This is a genomic window from Arthrobacter sp. PsM3, assembly GCF_030433895.1.
Classification (GTDB): domain Bacteria; phylum Actinomycetota; class Actinomycetes; order Actinomycetales; family Micrococcaceae; genus Arthrobacter.
On record NZ_JARUXE010000002.1, the window covers coordinates 1 to 16,060 of the forward strand.

General features: G+C 68.6%; 16 protein-coding genes. 8 read left to right on the plus strand and 8 right to left on the minus strand.

Annotated elements, in window-relative coordinates:
- Positions 1-235: 235 nt before the first annotated feature.
- Both QCD75_RS00915 and moeB read right to left on the minus strand, forming a co-directional pair.
- Positions 236-1,270, minus strand: coding sequence for an SDR family NAD(P)-dependent oxidoreductase (locus QCD75_RS00915; RefSeq protein WP_301224783.1), 1,035 nt, complete (start codon positions 1,268-1,270; stop codon positions 236-238).
- A 43-nt stretch (positions 1,271-1,313) separates the two neighbouring features.
- Entirely contained in the window at positions 1,314-2,534 is a 1,221-nt protein-coding gene (moeB, locus tag QCD75_RS00920) for a molybdopterin-synthase adenylyltransferase MoeB (RefSeq protein ID WP_301224785.1), read from the minus strand.
- A 168-nt stretch (positions 2,535-2,702) separates the two neighbouring features.
- Between moeB and QCD75_RS00925 the strand changes: the two genes are divergently transcribed.
- The 3 genes from QCD75_RS00925 (at position 2,703) to QCD75_RS00935 (ending at position 3,938) form a co-directional block, all read left to right on the plus strand.
- The gene (locus QCD75_RS00925; RefSeq protein WP_301225092.1) at positions 2,703-3,284 is read left to right on the plus strand and encodes a TetR/AcrR family transcriptional regulator; all 582 of its coding nucleotides are present in this window, start codon (positions 2,703-2,705) and stop codon (positions 3,282-3,284) included.
- Between the two features lie 54 nt (positions 3,285-3,338).
- Positions 3,339-3,563, plus strand: coding sequence for a DUF3107 domain-containing protein (locus QCD75_RS00930; RefSeq protein WP_301224787.1), 225 nt, complete (start codon positions 3,339-3,341; stop codon positions 3,561-3,563).
- Positions 3,564-3,635: 72 nt separating this feature from the next.
- Entirely contained in the window at positions 3,636-3,938 is a 303-nt protein-coding gene (locus tag QCD75_RS00935) for a hypothetical protein (protein WP_301224789.1), read from the plus strand.
- 50 nt (positions 3,939-3,988) lie between these two features.
- Here the strand turns inward: QCD75_RS00935 and QCD75_RS00940 are convergent, their stop codons facing one another.
- The 4 genes from QCD75_RS00940 to QCD75_RS00955 form a co-directional block, all read right to left on the minus strand.
- The gene (locus tag QCD75_RS00940; protein ID WP_301224791.1) at positions 3,989-4,654 is read right to left on the minus strand and encodes a 4a-hydroxytetrahydrobiopterin dehydratase; all 666 of its coding nucleotides are present in this window, start codon (positions 4,652-4,654) and stop codon (positions 3,989-3,991) included.
- Positions 4,655-4,736: 82 nt separating this feature from the next.
- On the minus strand, positions 4,737-5,552 hold the full coding sequence (locus QCD75_RS00945) for a thiazole synthase (protein ID WP_301224793.1): 816 nt from the start codon (positions 5,550-5,552) through the stop codon (positions 4,737-4,739).
- A gap of 5 nt (positions 5,553-5,557) precedes the next feature.
- Positions 5,558-5,794, minus strand: a complete 237-nt coding sequence (gene thiS / locus QCD75_RS00950) for a sulfur carrier protein ThiS (protein ID WP_301224795.1) — start codon at positions 5,792-5,794, stop codon at positions 5,558-5,560.
- Positions 5,791-7,272 (minus strand): FAD-dependent oxidoreductase, encoded by a 1,482-nt coding sequence (locus QCD75_RS00955; RefSeq protein ID WP_301224797.1) that lies wholly within the window; start codon positions 7,270-7,272, stop codon positions 5,791-5,793. The genes thiS and QCD75_RS00955 overlap by 4 nt, the downstream gene beginning before the upstream one ends.
- A gap of 153 nt (positions 7,273-7,425) precedes the next feature.
- On the opposite strand from QCD75_RS00955, the gene thiE reads away from it, so the two are divergent.
- Entirely contained in the window at positions 7,426-8,133 is a 708-nt protein-coding gene (thiE, locus tag QCD75_RS00960) for a thiamine phosphate synthase (RefSeq protein WP_301224799.1), read from the plus strand.
- A gap of 36 nt (positions 8,134-8,169) precedes the next feature.
- Here thiE and QCD75_RS00965 read toward each other — a convergent pair whose 3' ends face one another.
- Positions 8,170-8,841: a ferritin-like fold-containing protein gene (locus tag QCD75_RS00965; protein ID WP_301224801.1), complete on the minus strand. Its 672-nt coding sequence runs from the start codon at positions 8,839-8,841 to the stop codon at positions 8,170-8,172.
- A gap of 41 nt (positions 8,842-8,882) precedes the next feature.
- Here QCD75_RS00965 and QCD75_RS00970 point away from each other — a divergent pair, with 41 nt between their 5' ends.
- From QCD75_RS00970 to QCD75_RS00980, 3 genes are all read left to right on the plus strand, one after another.
- Complete coding sequence (locus QCD75_RS00970; RefSeq protein WP_301224803.1) at positions 8,883-10,388, plus strand: RNB domain-containing ribonuclease; 1,506 nt, start codon at positions 8,883-8,885, stop codon at positions 10,386-10,388.
- Positions 10,389-10,689: 301 nt separating this feature from the next.
- Complete coding sequence (locus tag QCD75_RS00975) at positions 10,690-12,483, plus strand: DEAD/DEAH box helicase (RefSeq protein WP_301224805.1); 1,794 nt, start codon at positions 10,690-10,692, stop codon at positions 12,481-12,483.
- An 8-nt stretch (positions 12,484-12,491) separates the two neighbouring features.
- Complete coding sequence (locus QCD75_RS00980) at positions 12,492-13,364, plus strand: DNA-methyltransferase (RefSeq protein WP_301224807.1); 873 nt, start codon at positions 12,492-12,494, stop codon at positions 13,362-13,364.
- 115 nt (positions 13,365-13,479) lie between these two features.
- On the opposite strand, the gene QCD75_RS00985 is transcribed toward QCD75_RS00980, so the two are convergent.
- Positions 13,480-14,325 (minus strand): PHP domain-containing protein, encoded by an 846-nt coding sequence (locus QCD75_RS00985; protein WP_301224809.1) that lies wholly within the window; start codon positions 14,323-14,325, stop codon positions 13,480-13,482.
- A 93-nt stretch (positions 14,326-14,418) separates the two neighbouring features.
- Between QCD75_RS00985 and QCD75_RS00990 the strand changes: the two genes are divergently transcribed.
- Positions 14,419-16,002, plus strand: coding sequence for an aminopeptidase P family protein (locus QCD75_RS00990; protein ID WP_301224810.1), 1,584 nt, complete (start codon positions 14,419-14,421; stop codon positions 16,000-16,002).
- Positions 16,003-16,060 lie beyond the last annotated feature (58 nt).

Below are 16,060 nucleotides of genomic sequence, written 5' to 3' on the forward strand. Positions count from 1 at the left end.
CGGCCCGGACCCCGACCAGGTACTGCCCGCGGACCCCTTCCCGGACTGGCACCTCTTCACGGCCGCACACGGATTCCCCGCCGCTGAACCGGAAGATCCGGTATATCCGGAGGACCTTTACTGGCCAGAGCCCCTCGACGACGCCCACCCCGAATCCGCCCTGCGACACTGCGCCTGAACGCCTCGTTGCACGCCGTCAGCGCGGCGATCCCGCCAAGTCAGTGGCACACTGGGATTAGCTGCCGAAGGCGTTGATTCCCGTCAGCTCGGCGGACAGCGCCCAGAGCCTGGCGGCATCGGCCGGGTCCACGGCGTGGGCGTCCACACCTCGAATCCGGGCCTCCGGAGATCCCACCTCGGTGGGTTCCGCGATGTCGCAGTCCTCACAGTAGACGCCACCCATACCGTCCAGGGCCGGCGAGGTTGCCGCCCACACGGACGTCGCGGCCCCCTGGGCGGGGGTCTTAAACCGCGCGTCGACCTTGCCCGTCTCGTCCATCCAGCCGGCGGCGATCATTTCTTCCCGCGGTAGGTGGCGTTGCAGTTCCGTCATGATCCCGCCCGGGTGCACCGCGAAGGCACGCACTCCGAAGTCCCGGCCGAGCCGGTCAAGCTGTACGGCGAACAAGGAGTTGGCCGTCTTGGCCTGTCCGTAGGCCCGCCACTTGTCGTAGCCAGTGTCGAAGTTGATGTCATCGAAGCGGATCGGCGAGAGCTTGTGCCCGGTGGAGGACAGCGACACCACCCGGGCCCCGGATCCGGCAGCCAGGGCGGGCCACAGCAGGTTGGTGAGGCCAAAATGTCCCAGGTGGTTTGTGGCGAACTGCGACTCCCAGCCGGGCCCCACGCGGCGTTCGGGGCTGGCCATGATCGCGGCGTTGTTGACCAGGATGTCCAGGCTGCGGACGCCGCCGTCAGCGCCGCCGGAATCCGCGGAGCCCAGGAAGTCTTCTGCGAACTCCCTCACGCTGGACTGGTCGGCCAGATCAAGCGCCGCGACGCTCACCTGGCCGGCCGCCGCCCCTGAGGGGACGCCGGCCTCCGCCAGGACTTCGCGGGCATGTTCCGGCCGCCGGGCCGGCACCACCACAACGGCGCCGGCTGATGCGAGCGCCTGAACGGTTTCCAGTCCCAGACCGGAATACCCGCCGGTGACTATGGCGGTCTTCCCGTGCAGGTCAATCCCGGCTATCACCTCGGCGGCTGTTGAGTCCCGTCCGAAGCCCGAATCGATCTTGTGCTGCGGGGTCATGCTCATGTCATCGCTCATGCCGTTGGCCTTTTCGTAGCGGGTTCACTTCAGGCTTACGCGGTCAGTAGACGGGCTTTCCGGGCTCGACGTCACGCACCCAGGCGAGGATTCCGCCGTCGAGGTGGCTGACCCGCTCATAGCCGGCGGCACGGGCGGCGGCAAGGACGGCCGCGGACCGGGTCCCGGCTTTGCAGTGGAACACGATGTCTATGTCCTGCGGCAGCTCCTGCCACGCCTCACCGGCCAGGATCCTGCCCTGCGGGATCAGCACCGCCCCGTCGATCCGGACGATCTCGAACTCCCCGGTTTCCCGCACATCGATGAGGTGGAAGTCCTTGAGCCCGGCCTTGCGGGAGGCAAGCATCGTGGCCAGTTGGGTTGGTGTCACGGTATGTTCGGTGCCCGCCTCCGCGGGGGGCGTGATGCCGCAAAAGGCCTCGTAGTCGGTCAGTGCCGTGATCCGCTCCGCCTCGGGATCACGGGAGACCCGGATTTCGCGCCAGGTCCCGCCAAGGGCGTCGAAGAGCGCCACGCGCCCCAGCAGGGAACGTCCGACGCCGGTGATCAGTTTGACGGCCTCCGTCACCATGAGCGAGCCCACGGCAGCACAGAGCATCCCGAACACTCCGCCTTCCCCGCAGGACGGAACAGAGCCTGCGGGAGGCGCTTCCGGGTAGAGATCCCGGTAGGTGGGGCCGTACTGCTCCCAGAAGACGCTGACCTGGCCATCGAAGCGGAAGATCGAACCCCAGATGTAGGGCTTGCCCAGGATCGCTGCGGCGTCGTTCACGAGATACCGGGTGGCGAAGTTGTCGGCCCCATCGAGGATCAGGTCGTAGCCGGAGAACAGTTCCAGGGCGTTGGAGGCGTCCAGCCGGACGTTGTGCAGCCGGACGTCCACCAGGGGGTTCAGTGCGGCGATGGCGTCCCGGGCGGACTCGATCTTGGGCCGTCCCACATCCGCCACGCCATGGATCACCTGCCGTTGGAGATTGCTCAGGTCCACGGTGTCGTCGTCGATGATTCCGAGGGTGCCGACGCCCGCGGCGGCCAGGTAGAGCAGCGCGGGAGAACCGAGGCCGCCGGCGCCGATCACGAGGACCCTGGCGTTCTTCAGGCGGCGCTGCCCGATTGCCCCGATCTCCGGAATGATCAGGTGCCGGGAGTAACGTTCCACTTCCTCCGGGCTCAAGCCGCCGGCTGGCTCCACCAGCGGCCCGGGCGCCGCGGACGCCTTTTCAGGGGTTGCGGGGGCTGCGTTTTGGGTGAACTTGGAAGCCATACCTCAATCTATGCCCGAAGATGCCGCCAGGTCATATTACCGGCACGTAAAGTGGTCGTAACAGCAAGCGAAAGAAGGCCGACAGTGGTTCATCAGGCACCGGTTGAGCGGGGAAACGCCGGAAAGTCGACGGAGGTACGGGCACGAAGCGGACAGCGATCGGCACGGCTGCCCCGCGATGAACGCCGGGCGCAGCTGCTCGCGGCTGCCCAGGAAGTCTTCGTGGCCAACGGTTACCACGGTGCCGCGATGGACGAAATCGCCGAAACCGCCCATGTCAGCAAGCCCGTGCTGTACCAGCATTTCCCGTCCAAACGCGAGCTGTACATGGCCCTGCTGGACAGCCAGCTCAGCAAACTGATCGCGTTGCTGCTGGGTGCCCTCAACTCCACCACGGACAACGATGAGCGGGTCCAGGCTGTCATGCGTGCCTATTTCCGCTTCATCGCCAGCGACGACCAGGCCCACCGCCTCGTTTTCGAGTCCGACCTCGTCAATGACGCCGATGTCAGTGCCCGGCTGGAAGCCTTCAACAAGACCTTCGCCGACGCCGTCGCCCAGGTCATTGCGGAGGACACGAAACTGCCCGAGCTGGAGTCCCAGCTGCTGGGCCGCGGACTCGCCGGAATGGCCCAGGTCAGCGCCCGGTACTGGCTGGAAACCGACGGCAATCTTGACCTCGATGTCGCCAGTGATCTGATCTACCGTTTAGCTTGGCGCGGAATCTCACGCTTCCCCAAGGAAACCTAGACTACAAATAGACATGACACCCAAGAGAACTTTGATTGGCTGGGAGGCCTTGCAGTGGAAGTAAAGATCGGCATTCAGAACATCGGCCGCGAAATCGTCCTGGAATCAACCCAGGATGCCGACGCCGTGGCGAAGGTCGTCGGCGAGGCCATCGCTAAGGGCACCGAACTGCGCCTGACGGACGAAAAGGGCCGCCAGATCATCATTCCCGCAAACGTCCTGGGCTATGTTGAAATCGGTGCCGAGGAAGTACGCCGCGTCGGTTTCGGCGCCCTCTAGCCACCACCCGGTGCTGCCCCTCCGGGCAGCACCGCAGCTGACCCGGTCCACCGATCCGCGAGGAGTCCGAACATGCTTTCCCTGATTGTGGTTGCCCTGGTGACCGTGGCCGCGGGCTTCGTGGTCTGGGCCAATGACAAGCGGCACGCCAAATACGGCATTGCGGTGCCTGCTGGGGTATCGCTTGCCGTGGGGATGCTGAGCTGGATCATCTTCATGGCCGCCGGCCTCGGCTACCAGCCCGGGCTGACCTGGATTCCGTGGGTGCTGCCCATGGTACTCGGTGCCGCTGCCTCCGTGGCCGTTGTGCTGTACCTGGGCAAGACCCGTACCAGCCGCGACACCGCCCGGCTTACCGCCATCCTTCGCTACTAGGCGGGCCGCGCCGCGGCCGGGCTGCCGGGCTGCGGCCGGACTGTCGGGGCTCAGGTTTCCGGCCCGTGGCCTGTTTCCGTGCAGAGGCACAACCGGTTTCCCTGCGCATCCGTGACCACCACCCAGTTGGGTGCGTGGTCATGGTTCATTAACGCCCCGGTGGCTGCCGTCTTCTCGAGTACGGAACCGGATTCGGCCTGGCTGCGGTGGATGTCGAGGTGGAGCCGGTTGGGGTTCGGGGCGGAGGTCGCCTGGAACCAGAGCGTCGGGCCCCGCCCGAAGGGGTCCACCAGGTCATCAGAGCTGCCCCGGCGGTAGCCGAGTGCCACCCGCCAGACCTCCGAGATGGCGGCCGGGTCCTCGGAGTCGATGGCCACCTCGATGGTCCGGTAAAGTCCTGGCTCCGCGGTGGCGCCGATCCCTGCTGCCGCGTCGCCGGCGGCCGTCGCGGCCGCGACGTCCCGCCGTGTGACTTCGTCCCCGGCGTCGTGGGAGCTGTACCGGAGGAAGACCCGGTTGTACCGCCAGTCAAGATCCGGGTGGTGATTCTCTTCTTCTGCGAGGCGTCCGACGGCGGCGATCAGTTCCAGCGCCGCAGCCGCCGAAGGCGCCTTGTAGACGGTGACGAGACCGCCCAGCCGGTACCTCCAGTCCGGCAGCTCCGTCAGGGCCGCGTCGACCTGTTCCTGGGTGAGGACGTCCTCTGTGGCTGCCATGACAGGCTCCTTCGCTGCGTCGTCCCGGGCCTTCCTCCCCGAGGTCCCCGACCCCCGGGAGGACGGGCTGGAGGCGTTCGGCCTACAGGAATTCGGCCCGGCCATCCATCGCCGAGGATGCCAGCGCGTGTTCCCGGCGCGGGATCCTGCCGGCCCTTTTTGCCAGCCTACCGGCGATCACCGCGTGCTTGAAGGCCTCCCCCATTAGCACCGGATTCTGCGCCCGGGTCACCGCCGTGGCCAGCAGCACGGCGTCGCAGCCAAGCTCCATGGCCAGCGCGGCGTCGGAGGCGGTGCCAATCCCGGCGTCCAGGACCACGGGCACGGAGGCCCGCGAGACGATCAGTTCGATGTTGTGCGGGTTCAGGATGCCCAGGCCGGTGCCGATCGGCGCACCCAGGGGCATCACCGCGGCGGCCCCGAGGTTCTCCAGCCGCAGGGCCAGCACCGGGTCGTCGTTGGTGTAGGCGAAGACCTTGAATCCACGGCCCACGAGTTCCTCGGTGGCCTCGACGAGTTCCACGGCGTCCGGCAGCAGGGTCTGCTCGTCGGCGATGACTTCCAGTTTCACCCAGTCCGTTTCGAGGGCTTCGCGGGCCAGCTCGGCCGTCAGCACGGCGTCCTTGGCAGTGAAGCACCCCGCGGTGTTGGGCAGCACGCGGATGTTGTGGTCCAACAGCAGCTGGAACAGCGAGCCGGCCTCCGCCGGCGAATAGCGGCGCATCGCCACGGTGGTCAGTTCGGTGCCGGACGCCAGAAGCGCGGCACCCAGACCGTCCAGGCTCGGCGCCCCGCCGGTGCCCATGATCAGGCGCGACCCGAGCTCCACGCCGTCGACCGTGAACGGATCTGCCATATCCGGCTTCACTCCCGGCGCTGCTGTTGTGGTGTCCTCCATGCTGCTCATCCTCCCTGTACCGCCGTGACCAGCTCGATGTCGTCGCCGTCGGCGAGCGCGGTGCCGTGCCACTGGCTGCGGGGAACCACCTCGGCGTTGCGGGCCACGGCGACGCCCAGTTTCGTGCCGTCCGCGGACTGGCCGTTCGGCGCCAGCGGCCGCCCGGTGACCTGGCTGACCAGCGTGCTGACCGAGGCGCCGTCGGCGAGGATGTGCTCGCTTCCGTTGAGTTTGATGTTCATACAGTTTCCTTGCTGTGCTCAGGGTTGGGATTGGCGTTACGGGCGGCTGTTTCCTGCGTGCCGGCGGCGGGCAGGGCGGCAACCGACGTCGGGGCTGCGGATTTGGCGTCGGCCGGCGTGGCGGCAGCGAACCGGTCCGGCCGGAAATGGGCCCAGCGGGGGTCCGCGACGCCGTCCAGCAGCTGGCGGCAGATCTCCGCGGCCGCGGGCGTCAGCAGGATTCCGTGCCGGAAAAACCCGGTGGCGATGATCAGACCCGCAACGTCCCCCGGACGGCCCTGCTCCGCCACCCGGCCCAGCAGCGGCGCGTTATCCGGGGTCCCGGGACGGGCTCTCGCGGTGGCCTCAAGCAGTTCCAGTTCGGCGACTGCGGGGACCAGCTGCTGGGCGTCGCGCAGCAGCTGGTAGACACCGCCGGCGGACACGGCGGTGCCGGCCGGGGCCTCGCCCGCAAAGGTGCCACCGGCCGGGGCCGCGCCCGTTGAGGTGCCACCGGCCGGCGCGCTGTTTCCACCGAGATCGTCCTCCCGCTGGGTGGCTCCGATCACGACCGTGCCGTCCTGCCGGGGGACGATGTACACCGGCACGCCGCGGACCAGTCCCCGCACCGTGGAGGTCAGCAGCGGCTGCAGTCTCGCGGGCACCCGGAGCCGGAGGATGTCCCCGTGGACCGGCCGCAGCGGCAACCGGAGTCCGGCGGGCAATCCTTCCAGCGAGGCGGCACCCAGGCCGTTGGCCACAATGGTCTCGCCCGCCCGGATGAAGCCGCCGCCTTCGAGGCTGGCACCGACCACCCGCCCGTCTTCCCAGAGCAGCCCTGCGGCGCGCCGGCTGACGGTGTGGCAGTGGCTGTCCGCGGCCAGGAGCTCCCCCATCCGGGCGAGCAGACGGCGTGGGTCCACCTGATGGTCGGCGGGAATGTCGAAGGCGCAGGAGATCCCCGGGCTCAGCAGCGGCTCGCGCATCCGCGCCGCACGGACGGTCAGCGGCTCCACGGCCAGGCCGTACGCCCGCTGGACGGTGCGGAGGTCCGCGAGCGCCCGGCGGTCAGCGGCGTCGGCACCCACGACGAGGGTCGGCGTCGTGAGGTAGCCCGTGGCAGGGCCGGTCCCGGCGCCGGTGTCGCTGGCGCCCGTTCCGGGGCCGCCGTCTCCGCGCTCGAGTCCGGCAGCGAAAGCCGGCCAGAGGCGGGAGGACTCAAGCATGAGTTCCAGGAGCGCCTCCTCCTGGTAGTGAAGTTCGCTCACCGGGGCAAGCATTCCGGCGGCAGCCCAGCTGGCGCCGCTCCCGGGGGCGCCGTCGATCAGGGCCACGGACCGGCCCGAGCATCTCGCCGCCCAGGCGATCCCGTGGCCGACGACGCCGCCGCCGATTACGGCAACGTCGTAATAATTCCGGGCTCCAGCGTCATCATCGGAGGCTGCAGCTGCCGCTGCTTCAGTAAACGCGGCCGCGCCGCGGGCGGATATGTCGCCCATGAGGATTCCTTCCCTACGCCGGTACTAGCCGGATCAGGTCAAGCGGTCGGCTCTGACGCCCTCTCAGCCTGCCGGCGCCGGACGCCAACGGCGTGGACGGCTGCGGCGGGCTCCCGCGGTATTGGCCCAGTTTAGAGGAACTAGGCTGGACCCATGAGCCAGGATGCCGTCCACACCACCGCCCGCCTTTACCTCTGCACCGATGCCCGCCGGGACCGCGGCGACTTTGCCGCCTTCGTGGACGCGGCATTTGCCGGCGGAGTCGACATCATCCAGCTGCGCGACAAGTCCCTGGAAGCGGCCGAGGAGCTGGAACTCCTGGAAGTCCTGCACCAGGCAGCCCAGCGCCACGGCCGGCTCTGGGCCGTCAACGACCGGGCGGATCTCGCCTCGCTCTCCGGGGCTCCGGTGTTCCACATCGGGCAAAAGGACATCCCTCTCGGCGCAGCACGGGACTTCCTCGGCAAAGGCGCCGTGATCGGGCTGTCCACGCACACCCCGGAGCAGGTCGATGCCGCCATCGCCGCCGCCCCCGGCCGCAACGGCCTGGACTACTTCTGTGTCGGGCCGGTCTGGGCCACCCCGACGAAGCCGGGGCGCGCCGCCGTCGGGCTCGGACTGGTGCGCTACGCGGCCGACGCCATCCGCCGGGCCGAGGCAACAGGCGGGGGCAAAGCAGCGGGCAAAGTCGCGGGTGTCGTGCCGTGGTTCGCGATCGGCGGCATTGACCTCGGAAATGTGGAGCAGGTTGTGGAGGCCGGCGCCAGCAGGATCGTGGTGGTCCGCGCCGTCACGGAGGCCGACGATCCCGCGGCCGCCGCCAAGTCACTGCTCGCCGCACTCGACGCCGCGGAACGCTGAGGCCGGGCTTGTCCGGTAGGCCGCCAGACGGTCCGGTCAGCCGGCCAGGCCGAGTTGCGCCATCCGGCGCGAGTGGTTGGCAGCCAGTTCAGCCATCAGCCCGCGGACGAGTTCCCTGGTCCGGTCCTCGTCGGCGCCGATCAGGGCGCCGAGGAACGCGTGCTCGAAACTCACCCGTTGGGCCTGGGTCAGTGCCTCCCCGAGCAGGCGTCGTGCCCACAGTGCCAGCCGCGACGCCAGCCTCGGGTCATCGGCGAGGGCGGCCTTGAGCCGCTCCCGCAAGACCGCCGTGGCCTCCTCATCGGCCTGGATCTGCTCCACCAGGGCCCGGGTGCCGGCGTCGACATAGCGGGAGATGGCGCGGTAGAAATCGGCGGAAACGGTGTCGATCACATACGCCTTCATCAGGGACTCGTACCAGTCCGCGGGGCGGGTGCGTTCGTGGAAGTGGTCCACGGACGGCTGGAACGGCAGCATGGCGGCCTCGGTATCGATGCCCATGGCCTCGAGCTTGGCGCTGACGAATTCGTAGTGCTGGAACTCGATCACGGCGATCCGCCCCAGCACCGCGCGGTCGTGCAGCGTGGGTGAATAGCGGGCATCGGAGGAGAGCCGTTCGAAGGCGGAAAGCTCGCCGTAGGCCATCACGCCGAGCAGATCCATCAGAAATGTGTTGTAAGGGGCAGGATCGGCCGGGGATGTGCTCATGATTCAAGACTAATGGGGCAAATGAAGCTAATCTGATTTTCGTGTCCCATCATCGCCTGACCCCGAATATCCACCAGCAGAAGAACCAACTTGCCGAGGCGCTCAACGCGCTGCGCACCACGCTGGAACTGCCGGGCCCCTTCCCCGAAGACGCGCTCCGGGAGGCGAAGGAAGCCGTGGCCGGGCACGAGCTTCCGGAGCTGGATTTCACGCATATCGACTTCGTGACCATCGATCCGGCGTCCTCCACCGACCTGGACCAGGCCCTCTTCATCGACCGTTCCGGTGCCGGCTACAAGGTGTTCTACGCGATTGCCGACGTCCCCTCCTTTGTGGCCCCCGGCGGGGCGCTCGACGCCGAGACCCGCCGCCGGGGCCAGACCTTCTACACCCCGGACGGCCGGATTCCGCTGCATCCGGAAGTCATCAGCGAGGAAGCGGGAAGCCTGCTCGCCGGGCAGCTGTGTGCCGCCTTCGTCTGGGAATTCATGCTGGACGACGCCGCCGAGGTCTCCGCAGTGCAGGTCCGCCGCGCGAGGGTGCGCAGCCGCGCCAAGCTGAGCTACCACGGAGTGCAGGCCGAGCTCGACGCCGGCACCGCCGCGCCCGTCCTGCAGCTGCTCAAGGAAGTCGGGATGAAGCGCGTGGAGCTGGAACGGCTCCGCGGAGGCGCCAGCCTGAACATGCCGGAGCAGGAAATCGAACAGCTGCCCGACGGCGGCTACCGGATCGTGGCTGCGCCGCCGCTGCCCGTGGAGGACTGGAACGCCCAGATTTCCCTGATGACGGGTATGGCTGCCGCGGGGATCATGCTGGCGGGCAAGGTCGGCATCCTGCGCACGATGCCGCCGCCGGATGAAGCCTCGCTGGCGCATTTCCACCGCCAGACCCGCGCCCTGGGCAAACCCTGGGACGGCCAGATGAGCTACGGCGAGTACCTGCGCACCCTCGACCCCACCGACCCACGGCAGCTGGCGATCGTGCACTCGGCTGGCATGCTGTTCCGCGGCGCCGGTTACACACCGTTCGACGGTACGGTTCCCGAGGCCGCGATCCAGGCCGCCATCGGCGCCGCCTACGCCCACTCCACGGCCCCGCTGCGCCGCCTGATCGACCGTTTTGTCCTGGTGATCTGCGAGGCCCTCAGCAACGGCACCGCTGTTCCGGACTGGGCCCGCCAGGCCCTGCCGTCCCTTCCCGCCATCATGGCGGCGTCGGACCAGCTGGCTGCAAGGCTGGAACGTCTCTCGCTCGACACTGTCGAGGCGGCGCTGCTGGTCAACCACGTCGGCCAGGAGTTCGACGCCGTCGTCATTTCCGGCTCCAAAGCGTCCCGAAACGGGAAAACAGCGAACGGCAAGAACGGCAACGGCGGCGCCAGCACCAGGGCGGGCAACGGAAGCGGACCCTCCGGGATCGTGCAGATCGCCGAGCCCGCCGTCACCGCCCGATGCCCCGGCGAACTGGAGCCCGGCACCCAGGTCCGGGTCCGGATTGTATCCTCCGACATCGCCACCCGCGAGGTCAGGCTGGAGCTGGTGGGCTAAGCGCCCGGCAGGGTTCCCGGGCGCCGTCGGCAGTCTGCGTCGAGGTTCCGGGCCGCATACAGCTAGACTGGAAGGGTAGATATGGATGCCCGGTCGTTGATTTCCTTGATTTTCGAATTCAACAAGCCCGCCCCTACGCGATCTTGAGATAGACCCGCTGGTCCCCAGTGCCAGCATTTAGATAGCCCGCGATCGGCTTCCACTGGAATTGCCTGCGCGCCTGAGCGTGCTCCGGAACGGCCACCCGGCCGGCCCCGTTGAGCAAGCAGCGCAGCCCAAAATGAATAAGGAAACTCCCCTAGTGAGTGAATTGCACACGCACCAGCTTCTGACCGACGAATCCGGAACGGAAACGATCGAGCCGGAAGAGACCATCATCTCGGACGAGAAGCCGCATGAGATCGCCGAGAAGACGTTCGCGGACTTCAACGTCCGCGCCGACATCGTGGAGTCGCTGGCCGACGCCGGCATCACGCACCCCTTCCCGATCCAGGCCATGACCCTGCCGGTCGCCCTCAGCGGCCACGACATCATCGGCCAGGCCAAGACCGGCACCGGCAAGACCCTAGGCTTCGGCATCCCGGCGCTGCAGCGCGTCGTCGGACCGGACGACGCCGGCTACGACACCCTCCCCGCCCCCGGCGCCCCGCAGGCCCTCGTGATTGTGCCGACCCGCGAACTGGCCGTCCAGGTCGCCGGCGACCTGCAGAACGCCGCCCGCAAGCGCAACGCCCGCATCACAACCATCTACGGCGGCCGCGCCTACGAGCCGCAGGTTGAGTCGCTGCAGAAGGGCGTCGAGATTGTCGTCGGTACCCCCGGGCGCCTCATCGACCTCTACAAGCAGAAGCACCTCGTCCTGAAGAACGTCAAGATGGTCATCCTGGACGAGGCCGACGAAATGCTGGACCTCGGTTTCCTCCCCGATGTCGAGACCCTCATCGCAGGCACCCCCGCCGTCCGCCAGACGCTCCTGTTCTCGGCCACCATGCCCGGCCCGGTCGTCGCCATGGCCCGCCGCTACATGACCAAGCCGACGCACATCCGCGCCGCCGACCCGGACGACGAAGGCCTGACCAAGCGCGACATACGCCAGCTGATCTACCGTGCCCACAGCATGGACAAGATCGAGGTTGTTGCCCGCATCCTGCAGGCCCGCGGCCGCGGCCGGACCATCATCTTCACCAAGACCAAGCGGACCGCCGCCAAGGTAGCCGAGGAGCTCGTGGACCGCGGCTTCGCGGCCGCCGCCATCCACGGCGACCTGGGCCAGGGCGCCCGCGAGCAGGCGCTCCGCGCCTTCCGCAACAACAAGGTGGACGTCCTTGTGGCCACCGACGTCGCCGCCCGCGGCATTGACGTCGACGACGTCACGCACGTCATCAACTACCAGTGCGTTGAGGACGAAAAGATCTACCTGCACCGCGTCGGACGCACCGGCCGCGCCGGCAACAAGGGCACGGCCGTGACCTTCGTTGACTGGGACGACATGCCCCGCTGGGGCCTGATCAACAAGGCCCTGGGCCTGAGCGTCCCGGAGCCGGTGGAAACCTACTCCTCCTCCCCGCACCTCTTCGAGGAACTCGACATCCCCGCAGGCACCAAGGGCCGCCTGCCCCGCGACAAGCGTGTGCTGGCCGGTGTTGACGCCGAGGTCCTGGAGGACCTGGGCGAGACCGGCAAGAAGAACGCCCCCCGCACCGGCCATGCCGGCGGCGGCCGCGACGCCAGCACCCGCACCGGCGGACGTGACAGCGCCCGCAGCGGCGGACGCGACGCCAGCGCCACAGGCGCCACCGCCGGCGGCCGTGACGGCGGCCGCACCACCGGCGGCAGCCGCGACACCCGCCGCAGTGGCGGCGCCACCGCCGCTAAGGACAGCGGACGCTCCGGCGACCGCCGTCGTCGTCCGGCCGAGGCTGAAGCCAGCACCGGTCCCGCCGCCGAGGCACCGACCCGGTCCGGTGCGGCCGCGCCGACCGAAGTCGACCGCGCCACCCGCGCACGCCGCCGCACCCGCACCCGCCGCCACAACGGCGAAGTGGTTGCCGGCGAGGCACAGGTCGGGGCTCCGGCAGGCAGCACCGAGGCCTAAACCCCCTCATGACTGACACCGTCTGGGCGCCGGACGGCAGCAATCTGGTGGTACACGCAGACAACGCGGAGTACCTCCCGACGCTGCCGGACGGCGCCTTCACACTCATTTACGTGGACCCGCCCTTCAACACCGGCCGGGTCCAGAAGCGCCAGGAAACCAAGATGGTGCTCAATGCCGGCGGCGACGGCGACCGGGTCGGGTTCAAGGGCCGCTCCTATGACACGATCAAGGGAGCGCTACACAAGTACGACGACGCGTTCAGCGACTACTGGTCCTTCCTGGAGCCGCGGCTCGTCGAGGCCTGGCGGCTGCTCGCCGACGACGGCACCCTGTACCTGCACCTGGACTACCGCGAGGTGCACTACGCCAAGGTCATGCTGGACGCCATCTTCGGCCGCGAATGCTTTCTCAACGAGATCATCTGGGCCTACGACTACGGCGCCCGCGCCAAGTTCCGCTGGCCCACCAAGCACGACAACATCCTCGTGTACGTCAAGAACCCCGCGAAATACCACTTCGACAGCGCCGAAGTGGACCGGGAACCCTACATGGCCCCCGGACTCGTGACTCCGGCCAAACGCGAGCTCGGCAAGCTGCCCACAGACGTCTGGTGGCACACGATCGTCTCCCCCACCGGCAAGGAGAAGACCGGCTACCCCACGCAGAAGCCCGAAGGGCTGATCCGCCGCGTGGTGGCGGCCTCCAGCCGCCCCGGCGACTGGTGCCTGGACTTCTTCGCCGGCTCCGGCACCCTCGGCGCCGTCGCCGCGAAGCTCGACCGGAAGTTCGTCTGCGTGGACCAGAACCAGCCGGCCATCGATGTCATGGCCAAGCGGCTTGCCCCGCACGCCGCCTTCACGGAGTTCCCGGGCACCTGACGCCCGCCCGCCCCCTGTTGCGATATCACTTTTGGTGGCCATTCCGGCCCCATGGGGACCAAAACTGATAGCGCAACGGGGGGCCGGGGCGGGGACCTGACCCTTCCCTGGTCTGTCAGCGCACCACGGGGGTTCCGGTTCCCAGTTCCTCGATCCGGGCGAATACCTCGGACGAGGTCAGGTTCTCGCCCAGACGGTTCGGCTTCCCTGTCCCGTGGTAGTCGGAGGACCCCGTGACCAGCAGGCCGTGCCGGGCCGCGAGTTTGCGCAAGAACGTCCTGCCCTCCTCGGGGTTGTCCCGGTGGTAGATCTCCAGCCCTGCCAGCCCGGCGTCGATCATTTCCTGGTAGACGCGCTCCCCCACGATCCGGCCGCGGGCGGACGCCACCGGATGGGCGAACACCGGCACGCCGCCGGCCTCACGGACCAGCTCGACGGCGAAGGCCGGGTCGGGCGCGTAGTGCTGCACGAAATAGCGTGAATGCGAGGTCAGGATGGATTCGAAGGCCTCAGTGCGGTCCGCGACCACGCCCGCGGCGACCAGGGCGTCGGCGATGTGCGGCCGGCCCAGAGTGGCGCCCGGCGCCACGTGGTGGATGACATCGTCCCAGGTCAGCGGGTAGTCCTCCGCGAGCAGGCTGACCATCCGCTCGGCCCGGGTGAAACGGGCATCCTTGGCTTTGGTGATTTCCTCCAGCAGCCCCGGGTGCGCCGGGTCGTGCAGGTAGCAGAGGAGATGGACGCTAATGCCCTCCATCGTCCGGCACGAAATCTCCATGCCGGGAACCAGAGCCACGCCGTGCCCCCGGGCGGCAGTGGCAGCCTCGGCCCACCCGGCGGTGGAGTCATGGTCGGTCAGGGCGATGACGTCGAGCCCCGCCTCCGCGGCAGAGGCCATCACCGCCGCGGGCGCTTGGGTGCCGTCGGAAACATTCGAGTGGGCATGCAGGTCAATCCTCACCTCCCCAGCCTAGTAGATCGGCGCCGCGGCGCCCCGGGATCAGCTCCGCCGTCCTGTTGGCCTAAGCCGCTCCGCTGGTGAGACGATGGGACGGTGAACGATGCAGATAACACCCAAGTCTCCGCTTCCCAGCCCCTCGACGAGCGCGTCAACAACCGCTCACAGCGGCCCAGCTCCGATGCCTTCAAGGCGTTTATGGCCAGCAACTGGGCCCCGTCCCCCGTGCAGCGTCCGGAACGCGACGCCGTCGCCGGGCACGCCGCCGCCCGGCGACGCGCCATCTCAGAGCAGTTCAAAGGCGAACGCCTGGTCGTCCCCGCCGGTCCGCTGAAGGTCCGCTCGAACGACTGCGACTACCGCTTCCGCCCGCACTCCGGGTTCGCGCACCTCACCGGCCTGGGCCTGGACCACGAGCCCGACGCCGTGCTCATCCTGGAACCCGCGGGCGAAGGCAAGGGCGACGACGGCGGCCACCACCGCGCGACGCTCTACTTCCGTCCGCTGGCCGGCCGGGACACCGAGCAGTTCTACGCCGACTCCCGCTCCGGCGAATTCTGGATCGGCGCCCGCCCCACCCTGGCCGAGTTCAAGGCCCGCCTCGGCCTGGACACCGCCGACATCAGCGAACTCGAACTGGGGATCACCAAAAACGTTGGCGCCCCGGAAATCGGCGGGATCTCCATCCGGCTGGTGCGGAAGGTGGACGAGAACATCGACGCCCTCGTGGACACCGCCCGCTACAACACCGCCAAGGACCCGGAGAACCTGGACCTAGGCATCCTGGACGCCCTGGACGAGAAGCTCACCGAGGCCCTTTCCGAGCTGCGCCTGCTCAAGGACGAGTGGGAAATCGAGCAGATGAAAACCGCCGTCGCCGCGACGGTGCAGGGCTTCACCGAGGTCGTCAGGGTCCTGCCGCGGGCGCTCACCCACCAGCGCGGCGAGCGTGTCGTCGAAGGCGCGTTCTTCGCCCGGGCCCGGGAGGAAGGCAACGAGCTCGGCTACGACACCATCGCGGCCGCCGGCAACAACGCCACGGTGCTGCACTGGACCCGGAACACCGGCAAGGTCAACGCCGGGGAGCTGCTGCTGCTCGACGCCGGCGTCGAGGCCGATTCGCTCTACACCGCGGACATCACCCGCACCCTGCCGGCCAACGGCACGTTCTCCGCAGTCCAGCGCAAAGTCTACGAGGCCGTGTTGGACGCCGCCGACGCCGGTTTCGCCGCCGCGCAGCCCGGCACCAGGTTCCGCGACATCCACACGGCCGCGACCACCGTGCTGGCGGAGCGGCTGGCCGAATGGGGCCTGCTGCCCGTCTCCGTCCAGGAAGCCATCAGCGCCGAGGGCCAGCAGCACCGCCGCTGGATGCCGCACGGCACCAGCCACCACCTCGGCCTCGACGTGCACGACTGCGCCCAGGCCAAGCGCGAGCTGTACCTCGACGGCGTGCTGACCCCGGGCATGGTGTTCACGATCGAACCCGGACTGTACTTCAAGGACGAGGACCTCGCCATTCCGGCGGAATTCCGCGGAATCGGTGTCCGGATCGAGGATGACATCCTGATGACCGCCGACGGTCCGGTCAACCTCAGCGCGGCCCTGCCCCGCAGGGCCGACGACGTCGAGTCCTGGATGGCGGGCATCTATCTGGAAGCGGACGGCCAGAGCGCATAGGGCACTTCGTCCCGGCCCGCACTGCCGCAGTCACGCAGAACCTGACACGCCGCAGGTG